Here is an 18,212-nt window from a genome sequence, read left to right as displayed (position 1 = left end):
TAGGCCGGGTAAGGCGAAGCCGCCACCCGGCAAAATCAACGACTCAGAACTTCCACGAAACGCTGCCCACAATGCTGCGTTCTGCGCCGAAATAACAGTAAGAGAGTGAGTTACACGCCGCAACGTAGCTTTTGTCCGTCAGGTTATTGACGTTCAGCTGCGCACTCACGCCCGTGAGCCCCACTTTCGACAGGTCATACCCCACGACCATGTCCACCAGCGTGTACGACGGAAGCGTATGGGTGTTCTGGCGATCGCTGGCGATCCCGTTGACATAGCGCACGCCGGAGCCGATGGTCAGGCCGTCCAGCGGGCCGGTTTTGACGTCGTAGCTCAGCCAGGCGCTGGCCATGTTACGCGGGGCATAGACGGCGCGCTTGCCCTCCTCTTCCGGGCTACTCTTCTTATAGCGAATATCCGTGTAGGTATACGCCGCCTGCATGCGCAGGCTGTCGGTCAGCTGACCAATCGCCTCCAGCTCAACGCCTTCAGATTCGATTTCACCGATGGAACGGTACGGATCGGTCGGCTCCTCTTTGGTGGCAATGTTCTTCTGGTTGATGCGGAACACCGAGGCGCTGAACTGGCTATTCATCCCCTCCGGCTCATACTTCACACCCGCTTCCCACTGCTTGCCCTTCATCGGATCCAGGATATTGCCCTGCTCGTCGGCAAAGCTGGTCGGCGTAAAGGCGGTGGAGTAGCTGACGTACGGGGCAACGCCGTTATCAAACAGATACAGCAGCGCCGCGCGGCTGCTGAAGTTGTTTTTATCCAGATCGCTGCGGGTGTGGTTGAAGTTGTCGACGTTCGACACGCTCACCTGGTCGTAACGCCCGCCGAGCGTCAGGCGCCAGCGGTCAACGGACATCTGATCCTGTAGGTAGTAACCGGTCTGGCGAAGCTTATGCTTTTCCCTGCTGTACTGGGTGATGTAGTCCGGCTTTGCGCCGTAAACCGGGTGGAAGGCGTCAATCGGCGGGAAGCCGCCGTAGTAGCCGGTCACGTTGTTGGTGCGGTCCTGGTAGTCCATGCCGATCAGCACGCGGTGGTTTACCGCCCCGGTGTCGAAGCTGCCGTCGACCTGGTTATCCAGGGTGATAGCATTCATCTTCTCGTCGGAGCCGGAATAGCCGCGGTTCAGCTCGGTGTCATTCAGCCAGCCTGCGGCATACACCTGGTTCAGCTCCACTTTGGTGTGCAGGTAGCGCAGCTTCTGGCGCACGGACCAGCCGCTGTCAAACAGGTGCTCAAGGTTATAGCCGACCATGTTTTCCCGACGATCGTACTTGTCGTAATCGTCTTCACCTTCAAAGAACGTGTTGGAGATTTTCTTCCCGCTGTGCGGCACAACGGTGCCCTCATACGGCAGGCCGGAGTGGCTGCCGCCTTCCGGATCGCGGTGCAGGTAGGCCATCAGATCCAGACGGGTGTTATCGGTGATACGCCAGGTCAGGCTCGGCATCAGCGCGTAACGCTCTTCCTTCAGCGGATCGAACTGGGAATCGGCATAGCGGGTCATCCCGCTGAGGCGCACCGCCACGCGGTCGTTATCATCAACCGGGCCGGTGACGTCGAACATCGCCCCACGCTGGCTATTGTTTCCGGCAAAGAGCTTGATCTCCCCGCCCGGATCGAACGATGGCTTACGGGAGGTAAGCGCCACAATCCCGCCCGGCGATGAACGGCCATAGAGCACGGAGGCCGGGCCGCGTACGACTTCGATACTGTCCAGGAACCACGGATCAACCACCAGCGAGCTGTGGGAGTTGGTGTCGCCCATCATCTTCAGGCCGTCCAGGTAGACGTTGTCCAGGCTGCCGTCAGAGAAGCCGCGCAGCACCATGTAGTCAAAGCGGTTAGACGCCCCAATCTGGTTGCTGTAGACCCCCGGCGTGTAGCTCACGGCCTGACGCACGCTGGTTGCGCCCTGCTCTTCGAACTGCTCGCGCGTGACGATAGAGACCGACTGCGGAGTTTCAATATCCGGCGTTTCAAGCTTGGTGGCCGCAGACTGCATCTGCGAGGTCACCACCACGGTGTCAGTTTTTTGCGCATCCTGCGCCAGTAAAGGAAAAGCGACGCTACCGGTAACCCATCCCACCAGCAGTGCCAGACGCGATTTAGCAAACATAACCCTCTCCAGAGATATTTCTTATTGTTAATAAGAATTATTACCTTTTTGAGAGTGCAAACGGCTATGCGCGCCGCCAGGTTACGTATGCGCGATGCTAAACCGCACGGGATGCGTTCGCGCGATGGGCGAAATTACGTTAGCGGAGTTTGCGCACGTCGCCCGGAGAAATCCCGTAATGACGACGAAACGCGGTGGCGAAGTTGGTGGCATGCTGATACCCGCACATCCAGGCCGCCTGCTGCACGCTGTGGCCCTCCAGCAGATAGCGGCGCGCCAGCGCAAGGCGACAGTCGCGGAGATAATCGAAAAGCGTACAGCCGTAGCGCTGACGGAACTTGCTGCGCAGGCTGCTTGGGCTCATTGCAGCCAGGGCTGCCAGCTGCGCGAGAGTATGATCCCGTTCAGGAGATTGTTCCAGCATGCTCCGCACGCGTTCCAGACGCGCATGATCAGGGCGGCTCGGGCAAGGCTGCTGGCGCTGATTCAGGCCGTAGCCGAGCAGCTGGTACATCAGCCCCTCCAGCAATAGCTTCCGCGCGAGCACGCTTCCCCTCTGCTGCTGCGCATGCTGAATGCCTGACATAACAAACTCGGGAACGTGCCAGACAAACGTGGGTGTATTCAGGTTTTGCCATTCCAGCAGCAGCGACTCAAGCAGGGCTTCACGCCCGGCTTCATGCGGGTACACGCCAAACGAGAGCGTTTTCAGCGAGCTGTCGGCGTCGTGACGCGCGCTCATCACCTGTTCCTCACTCAGACGGGCGCTGAACGCCATGCCGGGACGCACGTGATAGTCGATACCATTGAGCGCGATCGTAACGCACCCTTCCAGGACGACCAGCATATAGAGCGGGCTGCTGTGGCGGGATGTGGTTTCGTAGGGTTGTAATACATGCACGTCGGAGTGGGTCAGCGAAATGCCGGACGAGAGCGTCATCTCTTCCACATTCCCCTGCAACACCGGGCTGCCGCTGACCTGCTCCCCTTTTAACAGCGGGAAACGGTAGTCGATGCCGTAGCGCTCGCCGAATATCTGAAAATCTTCAACAAAAAATAGGCGTTTCGCTGATCTATTTTCACTCTGGAGCATAATTCGGGGCCTGCATCGGGGAAAGGTCAGGCAAAACAGTACCATCCCTTTGCCATGTCAGCAATCACCGGGCGCAGACACTATTACGCTCCGGACAAAGCCGGAGCGAAGGTATATATTTCTTAACGAGAAATATATTTTATGCTTCTTGCCACTCAGCAAAAACCTCTTTATGGTTTTTGGTCAGGACAACTTTATTATCTTCGACCTTATCGACCCAGCCGAGAGGAATAAAGTGGTGCTTGCCGCCCGATTCCGGGTCGCTCTTCGCAAGCTTGATACGCTCACCGTCTAAATGGTCCACAACCCCGACGTGCGTTCCGCAGCTGGCGACAACCTGAGTGTGATCCTTAATTGCGCTTTTATCTACCATAATCATTCTCCTGTTTCGGTTATTTGCCTGTTGCACGAAATTAACTGTAGCGCATAAATTCAGGCTTAAAAGGCTTATTAGCATTTTGAAACATCATTGACAGAATGAAATATTATGTCTATTTAACGCCGAATTGAAAAAATAAGAATGAGATGAATTATTACCGACTGATTATTTCCCGTTCATAATTAAATTATCGCAACCAACGAGGAGGTATTTATGACGATTCGCAACAATAATCGGGCAGAAATTTCGCTGGCTCTTGGTGAAGCGGTCTTAGACATCGTGCAAAAAGGCCATGAGGTATCGCGAGAGAATCTGGCCCAGGCGATGAAAATCAAAGCGGAGAAAGAGCGCGACGACGAGCGACTTTTGAACTACTGGAAGGCGTGTAACATGCTGGTTTGAACGTAGCGGCGTTTAGGCTGACTAAACGCCGCCTGCTGTTACTCGTCGAAGAACCAGTAGCCCTGGTTAATCAATCCTGTCAGCTCGTCCACAAACGCCGGATTATTCAGCGCGTCGCCCAGCTCGGCCTGGCCGAGCTCGGTGTAGCGGCACAGCGCGTCAGCCCCGTTCATATCCGCCGTTTCCAGCTGTTCACTGTTAATAAAGACGCTGCCGTTGACGTTCAGCACGCGCAGCCCGCTCAGGCGGGAGAGCGTTTCGCCCCCTTGCAGCGCGTCGAGCACCTCTTCCGCTGAATACGGCGGCTCGGCGGCGGCAATATCCAGCTCGTGACGCGGCGTGGAGACGAAGCTGCCAAACCATTTCGTGAAATCGTCCGGTTTGCTAATCATGTCGATCATCATCTGGCGGATACGATCGAGTTCATACTGCTCGACGCGGCCCGGGTGTTCGCGGCAGGTCAGATCCGGATCGCTGTAGTGCTCGCCGCCCAGATCGTTTTCCAGCGCGTAATCAGCAAAGCTGCTGATCAGATCGCGGCCGTTCGGCCCGCGGAAGCCGACGGAGTAGTTGAGCGCGGTTTCATGGGTGAAGCCGTCATGCGGGAATCCAGGCGGAATATAGAGGATATCGCCCGGCTCAAGATCTTCGTCGATGATCGGCTCAAACGGATCGACATGCAACAGCGCCGGATGCGGGCAGAACTGACGCATCGGCAGCTTGTCACCCACGCGCCAGCGACGGCTGCCCATCCCCTGGATGATAAACACATCGTACTGATCGATATGCGGCCCCACGCCGCCCCCCGGAACGGAGAAGGAGATCATCAGGTCATCAAGACGCCAGTCCGGCAGCACGCGGAACGGACGCACCAGTTCGGCGGCGGGCATATGCCAGTGGTTCACCGCCTGCGCCAGCAGGGACCAGCCGGTTTCACCGAGGTTATCGAAATGCTCAAACGGACCGTTGCTCGCCTGCCACTTGCCGTTGGCATGGCTTACCAGGCGGCTATCGACTTCCGGCTCCATCGCCAGACCCGCCAGCTCGTCCGGCGTAATCGGATCGACAAAATTCGGGAAGGCATTTTTCAGCACAACGGGTTGTTTTTGCCAGTATTTTTCAAGAAATTCCGGCCAGTTCAGGTTCAGTTGATACGCCATGGTTAGCACCAGTGAGAGGGTAAACAGGCGCGATTATAGGGGAGACGGCTGGGGGGGAACTTGTCATGGGTCAAACGAGCGCGCGTAGGTCGGGTATGGCGAAGCCGTCACCCGACGCACGCGCGGGCTAAAACTTAATCCAGGTTCAGCTCGTCATAATGGGTAATCAGCTTGCCCACAATCCCGTAGTCCAGCGCTTCCGCCGGCGACATCCAGAAGTTGCGGTCAGTGTCTTTCTTCACTTTCTCCAGCGGCTGGCCGGTGGCGTCAGCAATCAGCTTGTTCACGCGTTCCAGCATGCGGATGATCTCGCGCGCTTCGATCTCGATATCCGTCGCCTGACCTCGCACGCCGCCCAGCGGCTGGTGGATCATAAAGCGAGTATTCGGCAGCGAGTAGCGGTGCTCTTTTTTCGCTGCCAGGAAGATGGTGATCCCGGCGCTCGCCACCCAGCCGGTGCCGATCACGTGCACTTCCGGACGGATGAACTTAATGAAGTCGTGGATGGTGTCGCCCGCTTCCACGTGGCCGCCCTGGCTGTTGATGTACAGCTTGATCGGATCGTTACTGACGCTTTGCAGCAGGATCAGCTGGGTGATGACCTTCTGGGCCAGCTCCTGGTTAATCTCGCCGGAGATGACAATCGAACGGGATTCCAGCAGTTTTTGCTGTAGAGCGCCCGCGCCGGTCGTTCCTTCCGCTTTTTCTTTATCGTCACTGCTTTTCAGTGTGTAGTGCATTGTTATGTCCTCAGCTTGTCGCGCTCAAAACCAGAGTGTAGCCTGTTTTACCCGTCTCCGTCCTCACTCAAAAACATCGCGGGTTAAGATGCATATCGCCTTGCGGGCGTTCGGGTTCCGCAACCGGAAAGTCTCTAAAAACAGCGTTTCGATACTAACTAAATCGCCACATTTTTATTACACTTTCATATCATCTTCATATTGATAAATGATAATGATAATTAATGTGTTAGTATGAATGAGCATAGCAAACAGTCCCTTACGTTCATTTCGGGGCCGTTTTTATTCTCAATGATTTACTGAGCGCACACCGGGGCGGTGAATGGAACACATAGTTTATGTGGTTGATGACGATGATGCAGTCAGGCAGTCCGTTATCAGGCTGCTGGAATCCGCGGATTTACACGCCCTTGGCTTTTCCTCGGCAGAAGCCTTTCTTCAGCACCCCTTTGACGATTTGCCCTCCTGCGTGATCCTCGACATGCAAATGCCCGCCATCTCGGGTTTTGAAGTGGCGGACGCGCTGAAAGACAGCGGACGCGAGATCCCGATTATCTTTCTCACCGGCCACGGCACTATTCCCATGTCGGTGCGCGCCATTAAAGGCGGGGCTTATGAATTTCTCACCAAGCCCGTCGAATCCAGCGCGCTGCTCGACGCCATTGAATCCGCCCTTCAGCTGGCGGAAAACAACGCCGTGCGCAACAAAGAGCACTACGCCCTGAAGCAGCGCCATATGTCCCTCACCCCGCGCGAGCGTGAGGTGCTTGAGCTTGCCATCATCGGCAAGCTCAACAAGCAGATCGCCGCCGAGCTGGGCGTCAGCGAGATAACGGTAAAAGTGCACCGCCGCCGGGTGATGGAGAAAATGCAGGTTCGTTCCGTGGCCGAGCTGGTCAGGGCCGTCGAGCGCCTGACCCAAAGCCAAACCGTGGAATAACCCTTACGCCTCCGGGCCGGCAAGCGGCAGCGCGAAAGCAAACACCGTGCCGTGCGGCTCCCTGCGGCGCGCGCTCAGTTTTCCCCGGTGCCGCTCAATGATGCTGGCGCTGATGGTCAGCCCCATCCCCATTCCCTGCGCCTTGGTGGAGTAGAACGAGTCGAAGATCCGCTCGGTAAGCTCCGGCTCAATGCCGCTGCCGGTATCGGCAATCTCGAAGATCACCTTTCCTTCAATGCCGTTCGCGGTGGAGATCGTGATGCTGCACGGGCGATCTTTTATCTCCGCCATCGCTTCCACCGCGTTCATCACCAGGTTAAGCAGCACCTGCTGGATCTGCACGCTGTCGCCAATAATAAAACTGTCATGAGCGTTCAAAAGGTAATCAACGCTAATGTGTCGCAGCTCAAGCTCGCTGCGGGAAAGCATAATAATATGGTGGATCAGGAAGTGCAGATCGATGCGCGTAAGCGTGGGATCCTGCTTGCGGGTCAGGGACTGAATGCTGCGGATGATCTCCCCCGCCCGCTCGCCCTCGGCGGCGATTTCCTCCAGCCCCTCGCGCACCTTGTCGAGCCGTGCCGGATCGCGGCCAAGCCAGCGCAGGCTCGCCCCGGCGTTCGAGACAATCGACATCAGCGGCTGGTTGATCTCGTGGGCGATCGAGGAGGTCAGCTGCCCGACGGTGGTGGCCCGGGACACCCGCGCCAGATCCGCCTGCGCCACCCGCATCGCATCCTCCGCCGCCCGCTGGCTGGTGATGTCGGTGATGATGCCGTAATACTCGTTCACCTCGCTGCCCACGCCCACCGGATCGCCAATCCCCAGAATGTAGCGCACGGAGCCGTCGGTGCGGATAATGCGAAACTCCGCGCGCATGGACAGCCCGTCGCGCACGCTCTGGTTAACGAGGGCGCCAATCCGGCCATAGTCGTCCTCATGGACGTAGGTCAAAAACTCCGCCATTGACAGCATTTTTTGCTGTTCCGGCAGGCCGAGAATGCGGGCGTACTCTTCGGAGATAAACATCAGATCCTGCGCCAGCTCCCAGCGCCAGCTGCCGGTGTGGCTGATCTGTTCCCCCAGCATGAGGGACGTCTGGCTGGCGCGCAGCTCTTTCTCTACGCGCCGACGGTGGATGTTTTCCGCCAGCAGCTCGGCGTAAAGCCGCGCCGTCTCCAGCGAAACCGCCGCCTGCGCGCCCAGCAGGCTGACCACGCGCGAGTGCTCGGCGGTAAACACCTCCGGCATCAGGCGGTTTTCCAGATACAGCACGCCCACCAGCCGCGCCTGCTTGAACATCGGCACGCACATCACCGCAGCGCCGGACGTCACCAGATACGGATCCTGGCTGAACGGGTGGAACGCCTCCGGCTTGCCGGTGCGGATCTCCTGCCCGGTGCGGATCACCGCAGCCAGCACCGACAGCGGCATGTCCGTCGCCATCGGTGACTCTTTCACGATGCGCACCCGCACGCCGTCGGTGCTGGTCCAGGCGCTGGCTTCAATTTCCGGTATATGATTATCGCTGACGCGCAGCAGCAGGCCGCGCTGCGCCCCGGCCCGTTCGAGCAGCAGCGTCATCAGGTTTTCGATTAAGCGTTCGAGGTTAATCTCTTCGGACAGGGCGCGCGAGGCTTTGATGACGCTCTGTAAATCGCGGATCACCTCGTCCTGGGCGAACGCCACCGACTCATACGCCCGGCTCTGCCCGGAGGCCAGCAGGTGCGGGAAATCCTGCTCCAGCTGGCGCACCTTGGCCTGCGCCCCGGCGCGGCCCCAGGCGGCAATCGACCCGCGGAAATGGGCGTCGGAGGCGGTCGGGTAGCCGCAGGCCAGCGAGAAACGCCCCGCCAGCTCGTGCGCCAGGGCATTGATCGGGTTAAACCCGCCCTCCCGCGAGAGGCGCACCGCCTTTTCATACTGCTCCAGCGCGATGCTGTTCATGCCGTCCAGACGGACGATTTCGGCGTAAATCAGCGCCTCTTTATCGGCAAACGTGCCCGGATTGATCCGCGCCCAGAGGGCAATTTTGTCGTAGTGGTGATGAATGCTGCGGCGATAATCCGCCGAAAAGGTCTCCGGCGTGAGCTGGCGCGAGAGGGCCAGCGCGCTGTAAAGATGGTAATCCAGCAGATGGATATGGCCCGGCGCGGACCACGCATACCAGCCCGCCATCTCTAAATCCGCCTGCGCGTCGGCATATTCGCCGCAGGTAAAGTGCGCCATCCCGCGATAGAGCCAGTACCAGAACAGCATGGTCGACGTTTGCTCGGGCGCCTGCTCCGGCGGTGCGGGCAGCAGATCGTCAGGCAGCGCCTGGGCGGCGCTCCAGGTGCCCGTCACCGGCGTGCGTAAAAACTCCACGTAGCGGCGCTGAATGTGCAGAACGGTTTCAATGTCCTGGAAATCCGTTTTACGCACGAAGGCCAGACCGCGATCGATGCTGGTAAGCACGCCGTCCAGATGATCGCCCCGGGAGAGGAAGTTAATGATTTGATGACAGGCTGCGAAGCAGGCCATCGTCGTGTCGCCGTGCGTCACCGCTGAGGTAAAACAGGCTTTCGCGCACTCGATAGTGTACGACAGCGGCTGGGTCCAGACGCTGAGCTGGTCGAGCGGCAGCAGGGTTTTGGCTTCATAAGCATCATAGCCGTGGCGGTTTACCAGCTCGCGAGCCAGCGTGCCGTACTCAAACCCGAGACGGTATTCGGCGTAGCGGTGGCCAATCAGCACGCCAAACCAGGCCATCGCCGTGGTGGATGCCCCGGTAATGCCGTGGTCGAGCGTGAGGTGCATCATCCGGCACAGGAGTAAAAAGTGCAGCCGCGGGCAGGTAAAGCTGGCGAACATACTGGCGCTGTAAAGCAGGTTCATTACCGCTTCAGTCTCTGCATTCTTCATCAGCGTCAGCTGAGAAAACGGGTTCTGCGGCGCGTCGGCGATGCGTTCGCAGAACTGCTGCCAGGCCTCGTCACAATCGGCATTTTCCGGATAGCGGCTGACCTGGATCCCGAACACGCCCAGCCAGCACAACGAGGCCTCCAGCGCCAGGCGGATCTCCGACTGGCGCATATAGACTTCCGCCAGCAGGTTGGCCGCCAGCGCTTTCTCCGTCAGCCCGCCCGGTGAGCCGAGGATCGTATCGCACAGCGCGCGCGTACGCTCCAGGTGCCCGAGCGCAAACTCGCAGCCCGCCTCTTCGATATCCAGCATAAAGTCCGAGACCGGACCCGCATTCCCCAGCGCTCTGGCGGTCTGGATATAGCTCAGGGCGGAGAGGTAATCCCCGGTACGCTTCGCACGCCGCGCGGCCTGGAGGCTCAGCTCACGGAATTTCTGGCGCTGCGGCGCAGGCTGGATGCAGTCCAGCGCGGCGCTGACGTGGTGAACCGCGCGGAACAGCAGCTCATTGCCTGCCGCCTGGCGCGCGGCGTCCGCCAGCAGGCTGGCGGTGGTCAGGTGCAGATGACTTTTCTCGCCCTCATCCAGCAGGGCAAAGGCGGCTTCCTGCACCCGATCGTGGGTAAAGGCGTACTCTTTTTCCGTCAGCACAATCAGCTGAGCGGTCACCGCCGGGTGAAGCGCGTAGCGGATTTCCGCCGCCGACAGCCCCACCACGCGGCACAGCATCTCCAGCTCGCCCGTACAGCCGAGGCAGGCGATGCTGCCCAGCAGACGGCGCGTTTCGTCAGGCATCTCCTTGAGCTGTTCCAGCACCAGCGTCACCACGTTTTCGGTGTAGTGCCGGGCGCGGATCGCCTGAAGATCGTAATGCCATTTACCCTGATATTTGTTGTGCACTATCAGCCCGTCATCGACGATGCGGCGGAAAAATTCCTGCACGAACAGCGGGTTGCCGCCGGTTTTTTCATGGATCAGCTTGGCAAGATCGGTGGTGCCGGCGCTGCGGGCATGAAAAATTCCTCCGAGCCAGCGCGCCACGGCCTTCACCGACAGCGGCTGCGGAACGATCGTCGTGGCGTGCTGCGCCGCTTCCGGCAGACTCGCCAGCGCGGTCTGCAAGCTGGGGTCAGAAAGCGAACTGAGGTCGCGGTGCGCCACCACCACCAGCAGCGGAATGGCGCCGCAGGTACGCAGCAGGTGATCGAGCGTTTGCAGGCTGGCGACGTCGATCCACTGCACATCATCCAGCAGCAGCACCAGCGGCGTGCCCTGGGTGGTGAAGGTTTTCACCAGCGCCAGCACCATATGGCTGAAGCGCGCCCGCGCGTCGATGGAAAACGTATCCGCTGAGAAACGCGGTTTGTTCTCCAGGAGTAAATTCAGCTCCGGCACCAGGCTGACGGCCAGCTCCTCGTAGCCTTCCAGCGCGCGCGTCAGGCGGATCTTCCACGTCGCCACCTCCCCGGCTGGCAGCCCGAGCAGGTGCAGCGTGAGCGTCCGAAACGCCGAACTCAGCACGCCGTAGGGCAGCGTGGGGGAATATTGATCGACCTTGCCCACCGCCAGCAGCACCTTGCGCTGTTGCAGCGATTTCAGCGTGGTGGCGATCACGGAAGATTTGCCGATCCCCGACGGTCCGCCAATCGTAACCAGTTCCGGCGCACCGCTCTGGCTCACCCGCTCAAACGCGGCGATGACGTCGCTGGCCTGCGGATGAGCGGAAAAAAGCGAATCGGCCAGATGGATCGCCGGAGAGCGATCCTGCTGGCCGGGAATAAAGTCGACAATTTCGCCTTCAACGGTCAGCGTCGCCTGGCAGCGCCTGAGGTCGGCAATCAGCCCGTCGACGGTCTGATAGCGGTTCTCCGGATTCTTCTCCAGCAGCTTAAGGATGATGGTCGACAGCATGCCGGGGACATCCGGGCGCACCCGGTCCGGCGCAAGCGGCTCAGAGGCAATGTGGTAATGCGCCCAGCTGGTCTGGTCATCCGCGCTCAGTTCAAACGGTAATCGCCCGGTCAGAAGTTCATACAGCACGATACCCAGGCTGTAGAGATCGCTCCGGCTGTCGACGGCGCGCCGGGTACGGGTGGTGTGTTCCGGTGACATGTAGGCGGGCGTGCCGCCAGACGCGGCAAGCCGGGTCTGGGAGAACGCGTCGGAGGTGCCGCAGGCGAGGCCAAAGCTGCACAGACGGCAGGTGGCGTCATGGTGAATGAAGATCGACCCGGGTTTGATATCGCCGTGGATCAGGTTGTGCAGATGCATCTGGCGCAGGGGACCGCAGATGCGGATTGCCATCTCAATAAAGCGGGCGATCCCGGAAATCGCCTTACCTGCCCGGCACGCCAGCAGTTCAAAGCAGAACGGCGCGTAGACCAGCGCAAAACGTCCGCGGTACTGGGTAGAAGCGACGGGCCGGATGGCCCAGCCGTCATGAAGCCGATCGCGCAGGGCAAACTCGTTCTTCAGCAGGCGGGTTGCCCGCTCCTCTTCTTCATCGCTGACCGCGGTGGCAATAATAAACGAACCGCCGGACTGGGGATGCCGCGCGTTCATCCAGGAGATGCCGCCCTCCTGCGCCAGCACGGTAAAAATAACATCCTCTTTCAGAACAAAAGCCCGCCCTTCATGGAGACTTCCCCGGGCGGGCCAAAATGCAGGCGACGTATGTTCGTTCATCCGCGATCCTTATTGTCGGCGGGTCAGCTCCCGCTGAATATGATCCAGCAGAATATCGATGTTAATCGGCTTACGCAAAAATGCAGCGGCGCCCAGACTGAGTGCATACCGCTGCATATTTTCATCAGCATGGCCGGAGATAAACAGTATTGGCGGCGGCGGCGCGGCCAGCAACCGCAGCTTCTCAAACAACTCGATGCCGTTCATGCCGCGCAGCTTGATGTCGGCGATCACCAGCGACGCGCCGGTCAGGGCGAGAGGGTGGCTTAAAAACACCTCTGCCGAATCGAAGGTATCGGTAGCATACCCTTCCGATTGCAGCAGATTACTGAGCCCGCTGCGAACAGAGCGTTCGTCATCGATGATGGCAATGCGCCACGGCAGCGTCATGCTGTCTTTCCTCAAACAAATCGTTACGCGTCGCGGCTTTCCTTCGCGGGCGCGGGGGGCGCAGTACCGCTGATTTTCGGTACGCATTCATGACGAAACCAGGCCAGGGTCAGCGGTTCGCGGCTCACCAGACGACGCCCAATGGGGAGCAGCTGTTCACCCACCAGCATGCCGAACAGGCCTAGCAGCGCGACGACCGGCGGCGCCGGAGAATGCACGTCAAGCAGGGCGTAAAGTACCCCAGCCACGACCCCGCACACCAGCGAAATAATCCAGGCCTTCATGATGACGCTCCGGTCGGGTGTTGAACGTGGGGAACCGTCACCTGCACGGCAGCCGGATTATCGCGGGATAAAAGATGACGCATCGCCTGTTCGCCTGCCAGCATGCCCAGCAGGCCAATCAGCGCCAGCGCGGGCGGCGCGGGGGACCGCACCTTCAGCACGGCGTACATCAGGCCAATCAATACGCCTGCCGCGAGGGATATCAACCCTGTACTCATTGAGAACTCCAGAGAAAAAGGCGCGGCGAGCCGGATGAGGGACCAGCCCGCCGACGAGGCTTAGCGTGCCGGGACCGGCGCTAAGGTGCGGTGCTCGCTCTTCTGGCGAGACGGCGCTTTGTGCACCATGGTGTAGGCGTAGTCCACGCCCATGCCGTAGGCGCCGGAGTGCTCGCGCACGATATCCATCACCGCGGTGTAGGTCTCTTTGTGCGCCCAGTCACGCTGCCACTCCAGCATGACCTGCTGCCAGGTCACCGGGATCACGCCCGTCTGGATCATGCGCTGCATCGCGAAGTCGTGGGCCTCTTTGGAGGTGCCGCCGGACGCGTCCGCCACCATATAAATTTCGTAGTCGCCTTCCAGCATCGCGCACAGGGCAAAGCTGTTGTTGCACACTTCGGTCCACAGACCGGCGACAACCACTTTCTTCTTGCCGTTGGCCTTCAGCGCGTCACGCACTTTCTGATCGTCCCAGGAGTTCATGGAGGTACGCTCCAGAATGTCCTGGCCCGGGAACACGTCCAGCAGCTCCGGATAGGTGTTGCCGGAGAAGCTTTCGGTTTCAACGGTGGTGATGATGGTCGGGATATTGAACACTTTTGCCGCTTTCGCCAGCGCCACGGTGTTGTTTTTCAGCACCTGGCGGTCAATAGACTGCACGCCAAACGCCATCTGCGGCTGGTGGTCGATGAAGATGATCTGACAGTTGGCAGGGGTTAAGACTTCGAGCTTTGAAGTGGTCATAAGATTATCCAGTGAGGTTAAAGGTTAAAATCGTCGCGAAAAGCACGCCGATAAAATCGCATTCATCCTATGACCCACGCCGCCGGGGCGTAATTATCTCTTCGTATAGTTAACCTTAGGTATAGTTATACTTTGGTATACCTATCCTATTGTATAACTGGATCTTTCCCGAAACCGGTTCCCATAATCCTGACCATTCCCCTCTTAGTCTGGAGCTATTATGGTTACCCTCGGTAAAGCCGATCTCATTCTGGTTAACGGCCAGTTTCACACCGTCGATCGCGAGAATCCCCTCGCGGAAGCCGTTGCCGTGCGCGACGGGAAATTTCTGGAAGTGGGTACCGTCGCCGAGGTGATGCAACACCACTGCGACGGCACTAAGGTGGTTGATTTGAAAGGCCACACCGCCATCCCCGGCCTGAACGATTCGCACCTGCACCTGATCCGCGGCGGGCTGAACTACAACCTCGAGCTGCGCTGGGAAGGCGTGCCGTCGCTGGCTGATGCCCTGCGCATGCTGAAAGAGCAGGCCCTGCGCACACCGTCGCCGCAGTGGGTACGCGTGGTGGGCGGCTGGAGCGAGTTCCAGTTTGCCGAGCGCCGCATGCCGACGCTGGATGAGATTAACGACGCCGCGCCGGATACCCCGGTCTTCATTCTGCACCTGTACGACCGCGCCCTGCTCAACCGCGCCGCGCTGAAGGTGGTTGGCTATACCAGGGATACGCCAAACCCGCCGGGCGGCGAGATCCAGCGCGACGCCAACGGCAACCCGACCGGGATGCTGATCGCCCGCCCGAACGCCATGATCCTCTATTCAACCCTCGCCAAAGGGCCGAAGCTGCCGCTGGAGCAGCAGGTCAACTCCACGCGCCAGTTTATGCGCGAGCTGAACCGCCTGGGGCTGACCAGCGCCATCGACGCGGGCGGCGGCTTCCAGAACTACCCGGAAGATTACGAGGTGATTGCCGAGCTGCACGAGAAAAAGCAGATGACCATCCGCATCGCCTATAACCTGTTTACCCAGCGTCCGGGCCACGAGCTGGAAGACTTTGAAAAATGGACCGACATGCTCACGCCGGGCCAGGGCAGCGACTTCTTCCGCCACAACGGCGCGGGCGAGATGCTGGTCTTCTCCGCCGCCGACTTTGAAGATTTCCTCGAGCCACGCCCGGATCTCGCGCCGGGCATGGAGGACGAGCTGGAGCGCGTGGTGCGCCATCTGGTGGAGCACCGCTGGCCGTTCCGCCTGCACGCCACCTACAACGAATCCATCAGCCGCATGCTGGACGTGTTCGAGAAAGTGAACCGCGACATTCCGTTCAACGGGCTGCACTGGTTCTTCGACCACGCCGAAACCGTATCGCAGGCCAATATCGACCGCATCAAAGAACTGGGCGGCGGCATTGCCGTGCAGCACCGCATGGCCTTCCAGGGCGAGTACTTTGCCGAGCGCTATGGCATTGAAGCCACCCGCCACACGCCGCCGGTGGCCAAAATGCTTGAGACCGGCGTGCCGGTGGGCTTAGGCACCGACGCCACCCGCGTGGCGAGCTACAACCCGTGGACCGCGCTCTACTGGCTGGTCTCCGGTCGTACCGTTGGCGGGATGCAGATGTACGATCACAGCGCCCGTCTGGACCGCGATACCGCCCTGATGCTCTGGACCCAGGGCAGCGCGTGGTTCTCCAGCGAGCAGAATCAGAAGGGGCAGATAAAAGCAGGCCAGCTCGCGGATCTGGCGGTGCTCAGCAAAGACTACTTCCGCGTGCCGGAAGAGGAGATCAAGGGCATTGAGTCCGTCCTCACCGTGGTGAACGGCGATATCGTCTATGCCGCTGGCACCTTTGGCCCGCTCGCGCCGCCGGCCATTCCGGTCCTGCCCGAGTGGTCCCCGGTGGTGAAAGTGCCCGGCCACTACCGCAGCGCGCCGCCGCAGGCCGCACGCGTGGGTATGAGTGTGGCTCACCACTGTAGCGGCCCGTGCGGGGTTCACAGCCACCAGCATGATTTTGCCCGCACATCAGAGATGCCGGTATCCGACGATAACGCTTTCTGGGGGGCGCTGGGTTGCAGCTGCTTTGCATTCTGATGAAACATTATGACGCTTCGCCCCGGATCGATCCGGGGCTGTTTTTCCTGCGCCTGACCGGCAGCCTGCTGTTGCTTTACGTGCACGGCCTGCCGAAGGTGCTCCACTTTAGCGAAGAGCTGACGCGCATCGAAGATCCGTTTGGCTTCGGGCCGTATGCCAGCCTGATCCCGGCGATCGTCGCCGAGGTCATCTGTCCGCTGTTTATCATTGCAGGCGTCTATACCCGCCTGGCGTGCCTGCCGATTATCGCCGTGCTGCTGGTGGCGATGCTGGTGGTCCACCCGGGCTGGTCGATTGCCGAGGGGCAGTTTGGCTGGCTGCTGCTGATTATCTTCACCACCCTCGCCCTCACCGGGCCAGGCCAGTGGCGGTTGCAGCGTAAGGCGACGGAGAGGTTCGCATGACCCAGGTTAACGACGTTCGCGACGCACACGTCGAGACGACGCCCGCACCGGCGGCTTCGCCATGGCAGCCGCTGAGCCAGCCGGTGTTCCGCATGCTGTGGATCGCCACGGTGGTCTCTAACGTCGGCTCATGGATGAGTGACGTCGGCATCAACTGGAGCATGCTGACGCTCAGCGCCGATCCGCTGGATATCGCGCTGGTGCAGGCGGCCAGCAGCCTGCCGATGTTCCTCTTCGCCCTGCCGTCCGGGGTGATGGCGGACATCGTCGACCGGCGTAAATACCTGCTCTTCTCCCAGCTGTGGGTGTTCATCGCCGCCGCCGGGCTGACGGTGCTCTCTTTTACCGGACACGTCACCCCCACCGTTCTGCTGGCGGCAACGTTTCTGCTGAGCGTGGGCGCGGCCATGAGCTCGCCGCCGTTCCAGGCGATTGTGCCTGATCTGGTGAGCAAGCCCGAGCTGGGTTCCGCCGTGGCGCTTAACTCGCTCGGGGTCAACATCAGCCGGGCGATTGGCCCCGCGCTGGGCGGTTTTCTGCTGTCGCTGGCCGGGCCGTGGATGGTATTTGCCCTGAACGCGCTCTCCGTAATGGGCGTGGCGTGGGTACTGTGGCGCTGGCGTCCGGCGCCGTCCGTGCAGCGCCTGCCACCGGAGCACTTCTTCTCTGCGGTGCGGTCCGGCATCCGCTACGTGCACGCCGCCCCGGTGCTGCGTAACGTGCTGGTGCGGACCGTGGCCTTTTTTGTCTTCGGCAGCGCGGGCTGGGCGTTACTGCCGCTGGTGGCGCGCCGCGAGCTGGGCTTAGGCCCGGCGGGGTACGGCGTGATGCTGGCGTGTATCGGCCTGGGGGCGATTGCCGGAGCCATCCTGCTGCCGCGCCTGCGCCAGCGGCTGAACGCCGACCGCCTGATGGTGGCCGCCAGCCTGACGTTTGCGATCACCATGCTGGCGCTGGCGTTCGTGCGCCACTTCTGGCTGCTGAACCTGTTTGAGTTCTTTACCGGCTTCGCGTGGATTGCGGTGCTTTCCACCCTCAACCTCGGCGCGCAGCGCAGCGCCGCCCGCTGGGTAAAAGCCCGGGCGCTGGCGGTTTATCTGACGGTGTTCTTCGGCTCGATGACCGCAGGCAGCGCCGTCTGGGGCCAGCTCGCCTCGCAGTTTGGCACCCCGACCTCGCTGGTGGTCGCCACGCTGGGGATGGTGCTGGCGAGCGCAACGGTGTTCCGCTGGAAGCTGGAGAAAGATCCGGATTTAAATCTCGACTTGAGCGGCCAGCCGCTGGACGGCGTGGAGATTGAACTCCCGAACGAGCGCGGCCCGGTGCTGGTGTCGCACGAGTACATCATCGACCCACAGAACGCGAAAGCGTTTTTGCAGGCCGTGCACGAGCTACGCCGGGTGCGCCGCCGCGCCGGGGCGATGAGCTGGGCGGTGTACGAGGATATCGAACGTCCGGGGCTGTTTATCGAGACTTTCCTGATGGGTTCCTGGATCGAGCATTTGCGCCAGCAGGAACGCCACACCATGAATGACCTCCTGTTGCAAAGCCGCGTTCTGGCTTTTCATCAGGGCACAACATCACCGGCAATTCGCTATCTGGTCGCGCCGGTATAACCATAACAATCACCTGCACAG

Annotated in this window: 15 protein-coding genes; 5 read left to right on the top strand and 10 right to left on the bottom strand. The window is 60.3% G+C overall.

Going from position 1 to position 18,212, the window contains the following annotated elements:
* Positions 1-43 precede the first annotated feature (43 nt).
* The 3 genes from foxA to DBR02_RS13610 form a co-directional block, all read right to left on the bottom strand.
* Positions 44-2,152 (bottom strand): ferrioxamine B receptor FoxA, encoded by a 2,109-nt coding sequence (gene foxA, locus DBR02_RS13620; RefSeq protein ID WP_107534621.1) that lies wholly within the window; start codon positions 2,150-2,152, stop codon positions 44-46.
* Positions 2,153-2,273: 121 nt separating this feature from the next.
* On the bottom strand, positions 2,274-3,227 hold the full coding sequence (locus DBR02_RS13615) for an AraC family transcriptional regulator (protein WP_107534620.1): 954 nt from the start codon (positions 3,225-3,227) through the stop codon (positions 2,274-2,276).
* A gap of 139 nt (positions 3,228-3,366) precedes the next feature.
* A complete protein-coding gene (locus tag DBR02_RS13610) occupies positions 3,367-3,600 on the bottom strand; it encodes a DUF2171 domain-containing protein (RefSeq protein WP_003863067.1) in 234 nt (77 codons plus the stop codon).
* 219 nt (positions 3,601-3,819) lie between these two features.
* Here DBR02_RS13610 and DBR02_RS13605 point away from each other — a divergent pair, with 219 nt between their 5' ends.
* Complete coding sequence (locus DBR02_RS13605) at positions 3,820-4,008, top strand: hypothetical protein (protein ID WP_047363975.1); 189 nt, start codon at positions 3,820-3,822, stop codon at positions 4,006-4,008.
* 38 nt (positions 4,009-4,046) lie between these two features.
* On the opposite strand, the gene DBR02_RS13600 is transcribed toward DBR02_RS13605, so the two are convergent.
* Complete coding sequence (locus DBR02_RS13600; protein ID WP_107534619.1) at positions 4,047-5,168, bottom strand: ribosomal protein uL16 3-hydroxylase; 1,122 nt, start codon at positions 5,166-5,168, stop codon at positions 4,047-4,049.
* Positions 5,169-5,302: 134 nt separating this feature from the next.
* A complete protein-coding gene (locus DBR02_RS13595; RefSeq protein WP_063450782.1) occupies positions 5,303-5,908 on the bottom strand; it encodes an ATP-dependent Clp protease proteolytic subunit in 606 nt (201 codons plus the stop codon).
* 322 nt (positions 5,909-6,230) lie between these two features.
* Here DBR02_RS13595 and DBR02_RS13590 point away from each other — a divergent pair, with 322 nt between their 5' ends.
* Complete coding sequence (locus tag DBR02_RS13590) at positions 6,231-6,848, top strand: response regulator transcription factor (RefSeq protein WP_063867328.1); 618 nt, start codon at positions 6,231-6,233, stop codon at positions 6,846-6,848.
* Between the two features lie 3 nt (positions 6,849-6,851).
* Here the strand turns inward: DBR02_RS13590 and DBR02_RS13585 are convergent, their stop codons facing one another.
* Genes DBR02_RS13585 through DBR02_RS13565 form a run of 5 tightly spaced genes read right to left on the bottom strand, consistent with a single transcriptional unit; the run spans position 6,852 to position 14,076 of the window.
* Positions 6,852-12,437 (bottom strand): trifunctional serine/threonine-protein kinase/ATP-binding protein/sensor histidine kinase, encoded by a 5,586-nt coding sequence (locus tag DBR02_RS13585; RefSeq protein WP_107534618.1) that lies wholly within the window; start codon positions 12,435-12,437, stop codon positions 6,852-6,854.
* Between the two features lie 9 nt (positions 12,438-12,446).
* Entirely contained in the window at positions 12,447-12,827 is a 381-nt protein-coding gene (locus tag DBR02_RS13580; RefSeq protein WP_107534617.1) for a response regulator transcription factor, read from the bottom strand.
* A gap of 23 nt (positions 12,828-12,850) precedes the next feature.
* Entirely contained in the window at positions 12,851-13,111 is a 261-nt protein-coding gene (locus tag DBR02_RS13575) for a XapX domain-containing protein (RefSeq protein ID WP_107534616.1), read from the bottom strand.
* Positions 13,108-13,329, bottom strand: coding sequence for a DUF1427 family protein (locus tag DBR02_RS13570; RefSeq protein WP_003863054.1), 222 nt, complete (start codon positions 13,327-13,329; stop codon positions 13,108-13,110). Before DBR02_RS13570 ends, DBR02_RS13575 begins: the two co-directional genes overlap by 4 nt.
* Positions 13,330-13,389: 60 nt before the next feature.
* On the bottom strand, positions 13,390-14,076 hold the full coding sequence (locus DBR02_RS13565; protein ID WP_107534615.1) for a hydrolase: 687 nt from the start codon (positions 14,074-14,076) through the stop codon (positions 13,390-13,392).
* A gap of 220 nt (positions 14,077-14,296) precedes the next feature.
* Between DBR02_RS13565 and DBR02_RS13560 the strand changes: the two genes are divergently transcribed.
* The 3 genes from DBR02_RS13560 to DBR02_RS13550 are packed head-to-tail and all read left to right on the top strand — an operon-like array spanning position 14,297 to position 18,191.
* Positions 14,297-16,168, top strand: a complete 1,872-nt coding sequence (locus DBR02_RS13560; RefSeq protein WP_107534614.1) for an amidohydrolase — start codon at positions 14,297-14,299, stop codon at positions 16,166-16,168.
* Positions 16,168-16,575: a DoxX family protein gene (locus tag DBR02_RS13555; RefSeq protein WP_063450788.1), complete on the top strand. Its 408-nt coding sequence runs from the start codon at positions 16,168-16,170 to the stop codon at positions 16,573-16,575. The genes DBR02_RS13560 and DBR02_RS13555 overlap by 1 nt, the downstream gene beginning before the upstream one ends.
* Positions 16,572-18,191, top strand: coding sequence for an MFS transporter (locus DBR02_RS13550; RefSeq protein ID WP_063867319.1), 1,620 nt, complete (start codon positions 16,572-16,574; stop codon positions 18,189-18,191). Before DBR02_RS13555 ends, DBR02_RS13550 begins: the two co-directional genes overlap by 4 nt.
* Positions 18,192-18,212: the final 21 nt, after the last annotated feature.

It is taken from the genome of Enterobacter cloacae complex sp., from assembly GCF_900322725.1.
GTDB classification, from domain to species: domain Bacteria; phylum Pseudomonadota; class Gammaproteobacteria; order Enterobacterales; family Enterobacteriaceae; genus Enterobacter; species Enterobacter quasihormaechei.
Note: the sequence above shows the minus strand (reverse complement) of the source record. Positions and strands in the feature narration are given on the sequence as shown.

Bases quoted from the DNA above. Each gene is read 5' to 3' on its own strand.
- DBR02_RS13615 (WP_107534620.1), bottom strand. From the start codon at position 3,227: ATGCTCCAGAGTGAAAATAGATCAGCGAAACGCCTATTTTTTGTTGAA.
- DBR02_RS13610 (WP_003863067.1), bottom strand. From the start codon at position 3,600: ATGGTAGATAAAAGCGCAATTAAGGATCACACTCAGGTTGTCGCCAGC.
- DBR02_RS13605 (WP_047363975.1), top strand. From the start codon at position 3,820: ATGACGATTCGCAACAATAATCGGGCAGAAATTTCGCTGGCTCTTGGT.
- DBR02_RS13600 (WP_107534619.1), bottom strand. From the start codon at position 5,168: ATGGCGTATCAACTGAACCTGAACTGGCCGGAATTTCTTGAAAAATAC.
- DBR02_RS13595 (WP_063450782.1), bottom strand. From the start codon at position 5,908: ATGCACTACACACTGAAAAGCAGTGACGATAAAGAAAAAGCGGAAGGA.
- DBR02_RS13590 (WP_063867328.1), top strand. From the start codon at position 6,231: ATGGAACACATAGTTTATGTGGTTGATGACGATGATGCAGTCAGGCAG.
- DBR02_RS13585 (WP_107534618.1), bottom strand. From the start codon at position 12,437: ATGAACGAACATACGTCGCCTGCATTTTGGCCCGCCCGGGGAAGTCTC.
- DBR02_RS13580 (WP_107534617.1), bottom strand. From the start codon at position 12,827: ATGACGCTGCCGTGGCGCATTGCCATCATCGATGACGAACGCTCTGTT.
- DBR02_RS13575 (WP_107534616.1), bottom strand. From the start codon at position 13,111: ATGAAGGCCTGGATTATTTCGCTGGTGTGCGGGGTCGTGGCTGGGGTA.
- DBR02_RS13570 (WP_003863054.1), bottom strand. From the start codon at position 13,329: ATGAGTACAGGGTTGATATCCCTCGCGGCAGGCGTATTGATTGGCCTG.
- DBR02_RS13565 (WP_107534615.1), bottom strand. From the start codon at position 14,076: ATGACCACTTCAAAGCTCGAAGTCTTAACCCCTGCCAACTGTCAGATC.
- DBR02_RS13560 (WP_107534614.1), top strand. From the start codon at position 14,297: ATGGTTACCCTCGGTAAAGCCGATCTCATTCTGGTTAACGGCCAGTTT.
- DBR02_RS13555 (WP_063450788.1), top strand. From the start codon at position 16,168: ATGAAACATTATGACGCTTCGCCCCGGATCGATCCGGGGCTGTTTTTC.
- DBR02_RS13550 (WP_063867319.1), top strand. From the start codon at position 16,572: ATGACCCAGGTTAACGACGTTCGCGACGCACACGTCGAGACGACGCCC.